This window comes from Jeotgalibacillus sp. ET6, from assembly GCF_029667115.1.
Classification (GTDB): Bacteria; Bacillota; Bacilli; order Bacillales; family Jeotgalibacillaceae; genus Jeotgalibacillus.
In genome coordinates this window covers 93,037-106,819 of record NZ_JARUIU010000006.1, presented here as the reverse complement: position 1 = coordinate 106,819, position 13,783 = coordinate 93,037, and the positions used below count along the sequence as shown (strand labels likewise).

9 protein-coding genes are annotated in these 13,783 nt (G+C 40.8%); 2 read left to right on the top strand and 7 right to left on the bottom strand.

The genetic code is table 11. The features are described from left to right. Positions 1–239: 239 nt before the first annotated feature. The 6 genes from P6709_RS15070 to P6709_RS15045 all read right to left on the bottom strand — a co-directional run bounded on the left by P6709_RS15070 (position 240) and on the right by P6709_RS15045 (position 10,937). On the bottom strand, positions 240–1,031 hold the full coding sequence (locus tag P6709_RS15070; RefSeq protein WP_278241757.1) for a TerC family protein: 792 nt from the start codon (positions 1,029–1,031) through the stop codon (positions 240–242). A gap of 277 nt (positions 1,032–1,308) precedes the next feature. Next, positions 1,309–2,397: an SDR family oxidoreductase gene (locus P6709_RS15065; protein ID WP_278241756.1), complete on the bottom strand. Its 1,089-nt coding sequence runs from the start codon at positions 2,395–2,397 to the stop codon at positions 1,309–1,311. A gap of 77 nt (positions 2,398–2,474) precedes the next feature. Further along, the gene (locus P6709_RS15060) at positions 2,475–5,573 is read right to left on the bottom strand and encodes an efflux RND transporter permease subunit (RefSeq protein WP_278241755.1); all 3,099 of its coding nucleotides are present in this window, start codon (positions 5,571–5,573) and stop codon (positions 2,475–2,477) included. Between the two features lie 469 nt (positions 5,574–6,042). Further along, positions 6,043–7,440 carry a Na+/H+ antiporter NhaC gene (gene nhaC, locus P6709_RS15055; RefSeq protein WP_278241754.1) on the bottom strand — a complete coding sequence of 466 codons (1,398 nt, stop codon included), beginning with the start codon at positions 7,438–7,440 and terminating at the stop codon, positions 6,043–6,045. Between the two features lie 434 nt (positions 7,441–7,874). Further along, positions 7,875–8,903 (bottom strand): EAL domain-containing protein, encoded by a 1,029-nt coding sequence (locus P6709_RS15050; protein WP_278241753.1) that lies wholly within the window; start codon positions 8,901–8,903, stop codon positions 7,875–7,877. Positions 8,904–9,368: 465 nt separating this feature from the next. Further along, positions 9,369–10,937, bottom strand: coding sequence for a peptide chain release factor 3 (locus tag P6709_RS15045; RefSeq protein ID WP_278241752.1), 1,569 nt, complete (start codon positions 10,935–10,937; stop codon positions 9,369–9,371). A 322-nt stretch (positions 10,938–11,259) separates the two neighbouring features. On the opposite strand from P6709_RS15045, the gene P6709_RS15040 reads away from it, so the two are divergent. Beyond that, a complete protein-coding gene (locus P6709_RS15040) occupies positions 11,260–12,060 on the top strand; it encodes a DUF4397 domain-containing protein (RefSeq protein ID WP_278241751.1) in 801 nt (266 codons plus the stop codon). Between the two features lie 122 nt (positions 12,061–12,182). Here P6709_RS15040 and P6709_RS15035 read toward each other — a convergent pair whose 3' ends face one another. Then, on the bottom strand, positions 12,183–12,422 hold the full coding sequence (locus P6709_RS15035; protein ID WP_278241750.1) for a YueH family protein: 240 nt from the start codon (positions 12,420–12,422) through the stop codon (positions 12,183–12,185). Positions 12,423–12,562: 140 nt separating this feature from the next. Here P6709_RS15035 and P6709_RS15030 point away from each other — a divergent pair, with 140 nt between their 5' ends. Beyond that, positions 12,563–13,774: a NupC/NupG family nucleoside CNT transporter gene (locus tag P6709_RS15030; protein WP_278241795.1), complete on the top strand. Its 1,212-nt coding sequence runs from the start codon at positions 12,563–12,565 to the stop codon at positions 13,772–13,774. Positions 13,775–13,783 lie beyond the last annotated feature (9 nt).

Here is a 13,783-nt window from a genome sequence, read left to right as displayed (position 1 = left end):
GAAAAACCATCAAAAATTTGCATCATATTGTTATTATACCCCTTTTTTTGCCTAACTTTCTTTTAGCTAAAGGAGCTATATTTTCCTAATCAATACTTGAAAAAATTAAAATGTTTTTATGAATTCTCAATATCCATACAAAATCCATACAAAATCCATACAAAATCCATACAAAAAGGCTGTCTGAAAACTCACAAATATGCGAGTTCCCAAAAAGCCCATTGTAAGGTTTTGTGTCCTTAAACCGAAAGATCTTCTATATTTTCCTGACTTCCTTTCTTTCTTGCCAGGATATAGCCTCCCACTGCGATGATAACCAATATGCTCCAGAAAATGATTTTCCATGGCGTCGAATGCGGGAAGTGAGTATCGATAATTGCAAGGTTCGGATGCCCAAGCGTAAGAACTACCAGCTTAACCCCAACCCATCCGACAATTAAAAATGCAGTTGTTTCAAGCAATGGGTATTTACCGAGCAGACGAACGAACCAGTGAGCTGCAAACCTCATGATGATCAAGCCAATCAAGCCACCCAGGAAGATTACGATAAATTGGCCTCCATCAATGCCGCCTATTTCGAATGCTCCAACTGCCGGCAATGTCAAAGCCAGTGCGACTGCTGCAAGCATGGAATCGATGGCGAATGCAATATCTGCAATTTCCACCTTTAGAACTGTCATCCAAAATCCTGAACCCTCTGTTTCTTTTTTTGCTTTTTCTACGTCTGTGAGTTCAGCTTTAGAAGAACGGGCCTGCTTTATAATATGGCTGATTGAAATATATAACAAATAAATAGCTCCAAGCGCCTGCACCTGCCATACATCAATTAAGACTGCAATCAGAAATAAAGATGCAAAACGGAAGATAAAAGCTCCAAATAGACCGTAAAATAATGCCTTCTTTCTTTGCTCCGGCGGGAGATGCTTTACCATCACTGCCATTACTACTGCATTATCCGCTGCTAGTATACCTTCTAACCCCACAAGGATGAGTAAAACCCATCCGTACTCTAATAGTAAAGCTGCATCCATTCATTTTCCTCCTTTACTTCATTGTCACCAATATCATGGGGTGCCTATGCAAAAAACCGCAAAAAAGACCTTTACCTAATAAAAGGCAAAGGTCTTGCTAAGCATATGTATATGCCATTAAGGCCGATGGATGATGACTCCATGTGATGACGACCAGTAATTAGCCGCCTGATTAAAGCGACCATAGCTACTCCCCCTTGACAGCATGTCAAAGAAATATTTAATTTATTTTATTATAACACCTGATGGAAAATTGTACACATATGTTTAATTTTTTTCAGTTTACAGGAGGATGTAAGTTTTTATTATTTTTATGCTGTTCATAATATGTCACCATTGCTCCCAATGTGTCTAAATAGTCGGGGCAGCTGATAGTAGAGCCCGCCAGGTCTTTTTCTGTCTCATCCTGAACAAACCTTCCCATATATTGAAAATAGTCAAGCGCCTGTCTCTCCACACCTAAATATTTTCTGATATAAGGTACACGAAGAAGTTTATTAACTAATGAGTAAGGAACAGTGTATGTTGGTTTTTTTCCAATCTGCGCCATCATCATAAAGCGGAAAATTTCCCGCGCAGGGTAAGCTTGCGGGTCTGTCAGGTGATACGTCTTTCCTGCACTGTTATCCAATCTGCTCAGCCAGTCAGCAGCTGCAATCACATAATCCACAGGTACGACGTTTAATTCGGCACTGCTTTTTCCTATGTAAGGGATTGATCCGTATTTCCTTAATCTGTCCATAATATTCATTAAATAATATGGACCATCAAACTTCGTGGTAGCCCCCTTTTTGTCTCCTTTCACAATAGAAGGCCTGAAAATAGTAATTGGAATCTCTTTTTTGCATTTTTGGACCAATACTTCCGCTTCGTATTTTGTTTCTTCATAGTAATTTCTAAATTGATATGGACGTATTAGTTCATCCGCTCTAATAGCCCCTTCTCTTCTCCCTGCAACATATGCGGTGCTGAAATAGACGTAGCGCTTTAAGTTTGGTAGACCCTTTACCCATTCATTTACATGATACGTACCGGTAACATTCACTTTATAGGCCAGAGATTTTTCAACAGCAAGATCGTATACTGCTGCGAGATGCCAAACATAGTGTATCTTGTTCTGAAGATGCTCTTTTGTTGGGAGCGGCAAGCCCAGATCTTTTTTTGTAATATCTCCCTCTATAACGTGAATGGTGGATGTATTCATTCCTTCACGCATCAGCTTTTCAATGGTTTCGTTGGCTTTTTTCATCATAGCAGGAAGCACCAGCACATAGATTTTTTTTTCACTGCTTTCAGAAAGCCAGAATTTTATAAGTTGTTCACTAATAAAACCGGGAAAACCTGTAATAAAATAACCTTCTTTCATTCTTTTATTCCCCCTTTTTATTCAATAGTAAAGATATTAAATAAGGGGTTCAACCATTTTGGCTGAACCCCTTCATATTAATTTTCGTTCACTTGTATTTTCTTTTTACTTTTTTTGCGATTCATCTTTCTTGTTTCAGGATCTAAGAAGCTGTAAACAATCGGGACAATATACAGGGTGAGGAATGTAGAACTGATAAGTCCTCCTATAACTGTAATTGCCATCGGCTGATTAATTTCCGTTCCTTCCCCAATTCCCAAGGCCAGCGGAAGAAGGCCAAGAATCGTGGTTAAAGCAGTCATCAGAATTGGACGAAGCCGGTCCCGGACGGAAGTCACAATAGCATCATAGCTTGACATGCCATCCGCTTTTCGCTGGTTAATATAATCGACCAGCACAATCCCATTGTTTACAACAATACCTGAGAGTACTAACAGACCAATAATAGCGGTCACACTGACCGGGGTTTGAGTAACAACTAGTGCAATTGCCACACCAATGACCATTAGCGGTACAGTAAACATAATGACGAATGGGTATTTAAACGATTCAAATTGTGCGGCCATTACAAAGTAAACCAAAATGATCGCAAGTACAACGGCTAAGAGCATATCGTTAAGAGAATCATCCAAGAGCTCTCTGTCTCCGCCAAATACTACTTCTGTTTCATCCGCGAGTTCAAGATCAGCGATTACTTCATCCACTTCGGTTGATATAGAACCGAGGTTGGTTCCAGAGGTATACGTAGCTGTAAACCCTACTGCCGCCTGCTGATCAATACGTTGAATGGATACAGGTCCTTCTGCTGTTTCGATAGCAGCCAGTTCCTGCAATTCAACAAAACTTCCGCTCGGAGCCCGCAATGAAAGTGACCGTAATCCTTCAAGTGTATTAGCCACTTCTTCTTCATACTGCACAAATACACTGTATACCTGAGAATTTTCAGAGATGATTTGTGTAGCTAATGCGCCCCTTGTTACATTGTTGACTGATTGAGCAATTTGAGCAGGCGCAAATCCGTACTCACGCGCGCTTTCCCGGTCAATTGTAAGCTGTATTTCCTCTACTGTATCTTCAAGGTCAGTTTCAACTTCTGTAATGGAATCAAGATCCAGAAGAGCTGTTTCGATTTCATCAACAGCTTCCTCCAGTCTGGACTCATCAGTATCCCTGACGGAGAAGGACAGCGTCTGCGGTGATGATCCTGTGGCTGTCTGCAGATCCGCTGACACTTCTGCGGTTTCATTTACTTCGAGTGCTGCTTCTTCGATTTTTGGAGAAAGATCTTCAATAAATTCAAAGACAGAAACATCCCGGTCATCAAGTGGAATCATCTTCACTGATATATCAGCTATACTTCCATCCGATCCCCCATCAAAGGAGCCCTGCTGGAGTGCACCTACCTGACTGACATACACCTCAACTGCTTCTTCTTGTTTCAATTCCTCTTCTATCGCTTCTACTACTCTGTCTGTTTCTTCAAGAGCCGTACCATTCTCTAATGAAACACGGATACTAAAGAACCCTTCATCTGTTGCAGGTAGAAATTGCGTTCCTACAGTGGTAATTCCTGCTGCACCGCCTGCAAGAAGCAGGAAAGTCAGCAGTATAGGCGCCCAGCGTCTGCGAAGTGCCCAGCGAATCGTTTTTTCAAAGCCCTTCATATACGATGTCTGCTTTCGCTCTGCTTCAAAGTTTTTAGGCGGAGTTTTAAGCAGTCTGCTCGCGAGCATCGGTACAACTGTCAGTGCCACTACCAAAGAAGCAAATAAACTGAATGATATGGTTAAAGCAAATTCGGTAAAAAGGTCTCCAATCAATCCTTCAATAAAAATAACAGGAATAAACACAGCTACCGTTGTTAAGGTAGAAGCGGTTATCGCTCCCGCTACTTCCTTTGCCCCATCTTTAGCGGCTGTTTTAGGATCTTTTTTCATGGATAAATGCCTGAATATATTTTCAAGTACTACAATGGCATTATCCACAAGCATTCCGATTCCCAGTGCCAAAGCACCCAGCGTAAAGATATTTAAGGAGAAGTCTGAGAAAAACATTAAAACAAATGTAACGATAACCGAATATGGAATGGCTACTCCAATAATAATCGGACTTTTTACATTACGTAAAAACAGGAATAAAACGATCATGGCGAAAAGCCCACCAATAATCAGGGCATTACCAATGTTTCCAATGGCCAGCTGGATATAATCCCCCTGGTCAAATAACACATCCGCAGTAATGGATTCGTAGCGGTCTTCCTCAAGCAAACGGTTTAGCTCGTCCTGAAAAGCTGTGGATACATCAGCTGTATTGGCATCGGACTCCTGCAGCACACTAATCAGAACCGCTTGTTCTTCATTTGCACGTGTTATAACATCAGACTCTTCCTCCCCTAATGTTACTTCCGCAAGATCACTGATAAGTATATTTTCTCCATCTGCCGGATTAACGGTAATAACAAGATCCTCAATGTCTTCGACTGAAGTAAGGGTGCTTAAAATTCTTGTAGTGAGGTCCTTGCCTTCCGTCTGAACGGTATCACCAGGAAATGAGATATTATTGGACTGAATAGAATTCAGCACATCTGATTGCGTAAGTCCATATTCTTCAAGCTGGTCCTGATCCAACAAAATCCGGACTTCTTCGGATAGTGAATTGGAAATATCGACGCTTGCAACGCCATCTGTTCGGGTTAATTCCAGTTCTAATTCTTCAGCAAGTTCCCGGATATCTGCTGAATCGTCAGACGATCTCAGGCTTAGCTGTATGACTGGAAATTGAGAAGGATCAAATTTCAGAACCCTTGGCTCAGCTGCACCTTCAGGCACTTCCACCTGCTGAACAGCCTGCTGGATATCTCCTTCTACTTCATCTATATCTGTTGCAAAAGTAAATTCAAGGAAGACCAGATTAGATCCTTCTTCCGAAGTGGACTGAACATTTTTCAATCCAGGAAGCAGCGCTAGCTGAGATTCAATCGGCTTAGTGACTTTTTCAAGAACTTCCGTGGGGCTTGCACCGGGATACGAGGTTACGACGACTGCAACCGGAGGATTTATATCCGGAATAAGTTTAATTGGGATTCTTGTTAAAGAAATAGTCCCGAGTAAAATTACTAAAAGCATGGTGACAATGGTAAAAACAGGTCTTCTTACTGAGAAATTACTGATATTCAACCGAAACTCTCCCTCCGCCGGACAAAATTGACATCGTCCAACTATCATACTATGTCTATTTACTATACTGACTAGTGTGTCGTTATTCAATATTTAAAGCGGTCGTTCACAATATAAACAAAATTACCAATTATTCTAAATGCCTTTTCTTCACTCTGAAGATTCTATGTTTTTTAAATTAGTGCTTCTATGATAGAGGTAATTTATGGGCAAATCGTTATTTTTATAAAAAGAGCTTGGGACAAAAGTGTCTCAAGCTCTACGACCGGTTCACTTCGCTTCAGGTGGACGCTTTCCGCAGGGACGGCGCTGAGCCCTCCTAAAGGCTTTGCCTTAAGGGGTCTCAGCTTGCCGTCATATCCTGCAGGAGTCGCCACCCTCCGCTCCGCTCACCTACTACTAGTAATAAATAGATCCTCATTTTTTAAACTTGTTTGAGTTCTGTCCCAGCCTCACTTATCATTTTATTTTACAATATAGAGCTATTCTTTTTTTGGTGGGTAATGGTCCATCCAGTTAAGCAAAACAGCACGGTCAGTACGGGGCAGAGCAGACAAAACAGCGCAAAGGGAATGTACTCAAGCGTGGGCACTCCAAGCACGCTGGTGATAAATACCCCACACACTCCCCATGGCACGAGTGGATTAACCACAGTTCCTGCATCTTCAAGCACCCTGGATAAATTTTTTCTTTCAAGACTTAAGTCGTCAATGGACCGTTTGTAAGATTCTCCGGCCAGAAGGATTGATAAGTATTGTTCTCCTATAACGACATTAATGCCAAAAGCTGTTCCAGCCGCAGATAGCAGAGCAGAGGATGATTTTTTCAGCTTCTTTTCGACCAGGGAAAGTAATGCTTTTATGATGCCCAGTTTAAAAAGAAGTCCTCCCAGACCAAGTGCGAGGAGAACAAGAGAAACAGTAAAAAGCATGGACTGTAGTCCGCCTCTTGTAAGGAGTTCATCAATGTTTTCTATACCAGTGGAAGAAACATACCCATCCATTAAAATCGATGCCAAGTCTGAATAAGAGGTAAATGTGTGCATGTATGACAATGAAATACTAAAAACAATCGTTACTGCAAGAGCAAGCTTGGCTGGCACCTTTTTTACCGCCATTATAAGCAGTCCTGCGATAGGCAGCAGAGAATACCAATGGATGAGCCCAGTATCGGTGAGCCCGTTTCGTAGAATATCCAGACTTTCGCCCGTGATTGCTTCCTCATTAGCAGGTGATAGAATTCCAAACACCAGTAATGAAAGAATAAACGCAGGGAGGGTTGTCCACGTCATATTTCTTATATGATCAAACAGATCCACCCCAACAACCGTAGAAGCAAGATTCGTTGTATCGGACAAAGGTGACATCTTATCTCCGAAGAAGGCACCCGACACGATTGCTCCTGCTGTTACTGCAAGGGAATAATCCAGGGACGTAGACATCCCTATAAACGCTACCCCTAATGTAGCAGTGGTAGTCAGCGAACTTCCTATGGAGATTCCAACCATCGCTGTAACGATAAAAACAATTGAAAAATAAAATGGCCAGTCAGCGATCAGCAGCCCGCTGTACATTAAAGTCGGAATGGTCCCTGAAAGGATGAAACTGCTGATCAGCATGCCAATAAAGAAAAATAAAAAGACGGCGCTTAATCCTGAAGCTGCACCGGAGGTCATCCCTTCCTGCAGTTCTTTAATTGAAACTCTCTTCCATAAACCAAATCCAAAAAGCAGCAGAATACTGATGACGATTGGAATGTGTGGAACTGTTTGAAAGTGGATCATACTTGCACTGATACACGCTACTATAGTAAAAAGAATGAAAATTGCTTCTCTGTTTGACGTTTTAAAAGACTCAGTTTCGTTCATATTTATTACCTCCTGGCTATTCAATATAGATCACAAAACGTATTTCCTAAAAGAGAGTTCTTAGATTCTTTCCTCATTGTTAACAGTATGGGTCGTTTAATAGCCTTTTTATAGCCAAAATAAAAAAGAGAACGTCTTAATCCCTGGTTAGGGACGAAGAAGTTCTCCGCGGTACCACCCTGTTAAACTGTGTACACAGTTCGCTTTATTTCGTACATCCACTAATGGCAGTGTAATTCAAAAACTCATTGCCTAAGCTTTCACCACCCACTTAGTCTCTATGTTCTGCACATGAATTTTTTACTCTGTCTGCCGGATCGTCGCTTTATGCTATTTCACTTAAACGCTTTTAAGCGCTAAAGAATCATTCTTATAATAGCATAAATTTCAATACAGTCAACCGGCTTTTGAGAAATCAGATTTCTTACTCTCAGTTACGAAACAAATGCTTCAGTTACTGCCGGCAATTGTGCAGACTCTGATGGTTTTCCAAAAAGATAGCCCTGGCACAGGTCAAGCCCGAGCTTCTGGCATATTTCCAATTCTTCTTGACGCTCAATTCCTTCTGCAAGAACTTTTATGCCTAAATTTTGGGATGTTTCACGAACCTCTTTTAAGAAATCTTGTTTTTCCGCACTCGTATCGCAGAAGGAAATAAATGATCGATCAATTTTTACATAATCTGGCTCTAGAAGCTTCAGCATATCGATCGTTGAAAATCCTGCCCCCACATCATCAAGTGCTACTTTAATTCCTTCACGCTTGTAGGTATTAAACACGGATTTAAGGTGATCTACATCAGTGATTTTTTCTGTTTCTACCACTTCAAACACCAGGTCTTCAGGGTCTATATCATATTTTTTTACAATATTAAACGTATGTTTCAAACAATACTCCGGATTGTAAATGGTTGAAGGAAGAAAATTTATAAAGCTTTTAATTCCATGCTGAATATGCATTTTTTTGGCCTTAATAGCCTCTTCTCTTGCCCGCTGATCAAGAAGTGAATGAAAACCAGTAGTATTCGCGACTTTAAACAATTCAAATGGAGAGATGCTTTTTGATGGATCGTTCGAGCGGAGCAAGGATTCGTAGGCGTAAACGTCTCCTGAATCAACTTTTAATATTGGCTGCAAATGACTGACAAATTTGCCATTTTGAATGAATTCAATCGTTTCTCGGTTTTGAATTCTTTCAAGGAATAATTGAATGTCCATAAACGATGCTGTGCCGCCTTGATGAGCCACTCCGCAGTTCACATGATGATATCCCCTTGCATATATTTTTTTTGCTGCTTCTTCAATATCTTGAAGATTCGTGTAATTAAGTGCTGCAGAATTGTCAGATTGATAAAACGAACGGGATATCGTTTGTGCCTCACTAAGCTGTATTTGTTTTACAAAAAATGTTCCTTGTTTGTTAAAATTAACTGACACCCCGCATTGGCTGCACGAATAATCCATCTTTCGACCCACTCCCTTTTATAGTTAAATAGTATTATTCTTATTTTATATGTAAATAGTCACTATGAAAACCTTTTTTAGTAAATTTTTTTATTTAGGTTTTTTAAATATAATCAGGACAGTTTTATGTAATGTCATATTGTTAGAAAAGTACTTGATCAGGAGGATTAAGTAGTCAAAATTAAAAGGAATGTGGCTTGGATAAAACTAAAATAAGTGAAAAAAATGAGGAAATTTTATTAAAAGTAGTAGGTGAGCGGAGCGGAAGGTGGCGACTCCTGCAGGACATGACGGCAAGCTGAGACCAAGAAAGGCAAAGCCTGAGGAGGGCTCAGCGCCGTACCTGAGGAAAGGGTCCGCCTAAAGCGCAGCCAAAACGGTCAAAGAGCTTGAGACACTTTTGTCCCAAGCTCGCTCTTTGTGAAATTTATGAATTTTGTATTATACATGAGTAGATAAAATTTTCTAAAGCAGACTGTAAAGTTTTATATCAGGATGTTTATCAGAAAACCAGCGCATAGCAAAATCATTTTCAAATAGAAATACCAGCCTGTCATGCCGGTCTTTAACAAGCATGCTTCTGCTTGAAGACATTGAATCCTTTACTTCATTTTCGTTTTCGATCCATCTGGCAATTTTAGAACCGATATTCTCCATCATGACATCCACATTGTATTCATTTTTCATGCGGTGCTCAAATACTTCAAATTGCAGCTGGCCGACAGCCCCTAAAATGACATCTTCCGTCCGTAGTGTTTTATAAAGCTGGATTGCACCTTCCTGTACGAGCTGATTAATTCCTTTGTGAAAATGCTTCTGCTTCATCACATTTTTAGCGGTGACTCTCATAAATAATTCAGGTGTGAACTGTGGAAGCTTTTCAAAATGAAAGCTTTTTTTGCTTTCCGTAATCGTGTCGCCGATCTGATAGTTACCCGTATCGTAAATTCCAATAATATCACCGCTTACCGCCACATCGACCGTATTTCGGTCATCTGCTAAAAAGGAAGTAGAGGAAGATAGTTTAATGGTCTTGCCCGTTCTGGATAATTGTACGGACATTCCTCTTTCAAACTTACCTGAACAAATGCGCAAAAATGCAATCCGGTCTCTATGTGCGGGGTTCATATTGGCTTGAATTTTAAAAACAAATCCTGAAAATTCTTCTGAAGCCGGCGCAATCGGACCAATATCTGATTCTCTGGGCTGCGGTGCAGGAGCGAATTCAAGATAGGTTTCCAAAAAGGTTTGTACTCCGAAATTGGTCAGAGCACTGCCGAAGAAAACGGGTGTAATTTCTCCATTCGCCAGACGTTCTTCAGTGAATTCATTTCCTGCTTCTTCAAGAAGCATCACATCTTCAAGTGCCTGATCATAAAGACCTGATTGTTTAATGGAATGATCACCGTCTAGTTCTCCTTCATCATTCAAAGGCAAAAACCTCTCATGATCTTCCACTCTAAACTGTTCAATTCTTTTATGATGCCGGTCATAAATGCCAAGAAACTCCTTGCCCATTCCGATCGGCCAGTTCATAGCATAAGATTCAATGCCAAGAACTTCTTCAAGTTCTTCCATAATTTCAAGCGGTTCTCTGCCCTGACGGTCAAGCTTGTTTACAAATGTAAAAATTGGAATGCCCCTCATTTTACATACCTTAAACAGCTTTAACGTTTGCGCTTCAATCCCCTTTGCCGCATCGATAATCATGACGGCACTGTCTACAGCCATTAACGTTCGATAAGTGTCTTCACTGAAGTCCTGGTGACCCGGGGTATCAAGTATATTTACGCGTTTATGATCATAATCAAACTGCATGACAGAAGATGTTACGGAAATACCACGCTGTTTCTCAATTTCCATCCAGTCTGATGTAGCATACTTCCCTGTTTTTTTTCCTTTTACTGTTCCAGCCGCTCGAATAGCGCCGCCAAATAATAAAAGCTGTTCGGTCAGGGTTGTTTTCCCGGCATCCGGGTGGGATATAATAGCAAAAGTCCGTCTTGATAATACTTCATTTTGTAATGTAGTCATTTTTTTAATCCTCTCGATCTTTAAACTGTATCCATTAAATGATAGTGGTTCATTCAATGGATTGCAAATGTGTATTTATTTCTGCAAGGCTTTTTTAATTTTATTAGTTTTAAAATGAATCTACGGTTGCTAAAAATGTTGAATTATGGCCGTTATCTACGCTTTTTTATGCCGGTCCAACCTTCCGCCAAGACTGTTTTTTTTGTTGATTTAAAATTTACACTGAATTTTCAGCATATTGAGAGTTGATCTAATATTGTACATAAGTTATAAATAGATTGTACACACGTTGTACAAATACTTTAAGAGGAGAGTGAGTGGATTGAAAAAGGTTTTTGCTTCTTTTTTTGCTGCTGTAATGATGCTTGCGCTAATGGGAGGAGCCGCCCTTGCTGACGATCATGAAGGTGAAGGCTGGGTAAGAATCCTGCACGCTTCACCTGATGCCCCTGCTGTAGATGTTTACGTCAATGGAGAAGCGGTTGTTGAAGGCGCTGAATTTAAGGCCTACACAGATTACTTAGCCTTGCCAGCGGGTGAACATGATGTGGAAATTTTTCCTGCCGGTGTTCAGGAAACTGCCGTGATCACAGAAACGATAACTGTTGAAGCAGGCAGCTACTATACTGCTTCTGCCATTAACCTCTTAGAAGCCATTGAATTGAATGTTACACAAGATGATCTTATGATAGAAGAAGGAATGGTAAAGATCCGAGCTGGACATTTTTCTCCAGATGCACCGACAGTTGATGTGGGGCTTGTTGGCGGAGACGCGGTCTTTAGCGGAGCTTCATTTCCAGGAGTGACTGATTTCACTGAGCTTCCAGCAGATACTTACGATCTTGAAGTACGTACACCTGAAGGAGATCAAGTACTTGATCTTTCCGGAACAGCGCTTGAAGAAGGAATGGCTTACAGTGTCTATGCAGTCAACACACTTGACAGCATTGAAGCTCTCGTATTGACAGCTCCTGGTGCTGAAACAATGCCAAGTAAAATGCCTGAAGCAGGTTTTGGCGGAGCGTCCGGTCAAAATGATTCGTTATTCCCTTATGCTATGACGCTTGCAGTATTGAGCGGTGCTATTGCATTTGCAGCACTTCGTAAGAAAGTATTAAATTAATTGAATCCTAACAACCTTCTTCTGGAATGAACAGAAGAAGGTTTTCTTGTTTCAATAGCGTATTTTATTCTAAATCGTATAGTAAGGATTGCAATTGCACAACATACTAAAATGGATTCTCTTTACATCTCATTAGTCCACTGAGAAATTCGCTGAGCAATTTCTGCTGACTCCTCAGCGTCTGTTGTTTTTTGCAAGGTTCCCTTTAGTTTATGATTTAACTCCTCACCTAATTCATCATATGTAAATTCTGCAGACCACGAGAGTGTGGGAATGGCTACTAAGATGGTTTCCTCTTTCTTATTTTCATGAATAAATACTTTTCTTTCATTAGTACCAGATATACTTCTTCTAATTTTCATGGTAATTTTTCCTCCAGTTGTCAGACCTCTGACATTAATTTGACACTTTTGTGACTATTATTGAAACGCTTGCAATTGCATTGTAAAATGAGTGAAGTGTTTTGACAAGCATGACTAAAAGAATGGAGTTGTACACAGTGATAAATATTCTCTGGGGTCTGGCAGGCATTATCGTGGTTTTGGGAATTGCCTTTGCACTTTCATCAAATAGACGCTCAATCAACTGGCGCCCTGTATTTGTAGGTCTTGCCCTTCAATTGACGTTTGCATTTCTAGTTCTTAAAACAAGTCCTGGCCAATGGGCACTTGAAAGACTGACATTTGGCGTCAACAATATCATTACGTATGCCAATGAAGGAATTGAATTTGTTTTAGGCGGCTTTATGTATCAGGATGACCGAATTGTTTTTGCGATTAATGTGTTATGTATTATTATCTTTTTCTCAGCACTTATTTCTGTTCTGTATCACCTGAAAATTATGCAAGTCATTATTAAATTCCTTGGCGGTGGTCTTTCCTGGCTGCTCGGCACACGAAAAGCAGAATCCATGTCTGCAGCAGCAAATATATTTGTAGGCCAGACGGAAGCTCCTTTAGTCGTGAAACCTTATATCTCAAGAATGACGAACTCAGAGCTATTTGCTGTCATGACAGGTGGACTGGCATCAGTCGCTGGTTCTGTATTGATCGGATATTCCCAGCTTGGAGTTCCGCTTGAATATCTATTGGCTGCAAGTTTTATGGCGGCACCAGCTGGTCTGGTAATGGCAAAAGTATTCGTACCTGAAACAGACGACCGGCCGGATCCGGAAGATTTGGAAATGGAAGCAGATGCAGAAGCGGCAAATGTAGTTGATGCTGCTGCAAAAGGAGCCAGTACCGGTCTTCAGCTTGTACTGAACGTTGGAGCTATGCTAATTGCCTTTATTGCTTTAATTGCCATGCTGAATGGAATTTTAGGAGGCATTGGCGGATTTTTCGGCTACGACAACCTATCCATTGAATTAGTTTTGGGCTATGTCTTCGCCCCTCTTGCCTTTGCCATTGGAATTCCATGGAATGAGGCAATTCAAGCCGGAAACTTTATTGGCCAAAAACTTGTTTTAAATGAGTTTGTTGCCTATGCAAGTTTTGCTCCTATGATTGATCAATTATCGGAAAAAACAGTAGCGATTATCACATTTGCGCTTTGCGGTTTTGCAAACATTTCTTCTCTTGCCATCCTTCTTGGCGGATTGGGAAATCTTGCTCCTGAACGCAGACCTGATATTGCGCGTCTCGGAATACGTGCTGTCATCGCCGGTGCGCTTGCATCGCTGCTGTCTGCTTCAATTGCCGGTATGTTCTTTTAAATTAAATAT

Coding starts and splice junctions, on each gene's coding strand:
- P6709_RS15070 (WP_278241757.1), bottom strand. CDS start 1,031: ATGGATGCAGCTTTACTATTAGAGTACGGATGGGTTTTACTCATCCTT.
- P6709_RS15065 (WP_278241756.1), bottom strand. CDS start 2,397: ATGAAAGAAGGTTATTTTATTACAGGTTTTCCCGGTTTTATTAGTGAA.
- nhaC (WP_278241754.1), bottom strand. CDS start 7,440: ATGAACGAAACTGAGTCTTTTAAAACGTCAAACAGAGAAGCAATTTTC.
- P6709_RS15050 (WP_278241753.1), bottom strand. CDS start 8,903: ATGGATTATTCGTGCAGCCAATGCGGGGTGTCAGTTAATTTTAACAAA.
- P6709_RS15045 (WP_278241752.1), bottom strand. CDS start 10,937: ATGACTACATTACAAAATGAAGTATTATCAAGACGGACTTTTGCTATT.
- P6709_RS15035 (WP_278241750.1), bottom strand. CDS start 12,422: ATGAAAATTAGAAGAAGTATATCTGGTACTAATGAAAGAAAAGTATTT.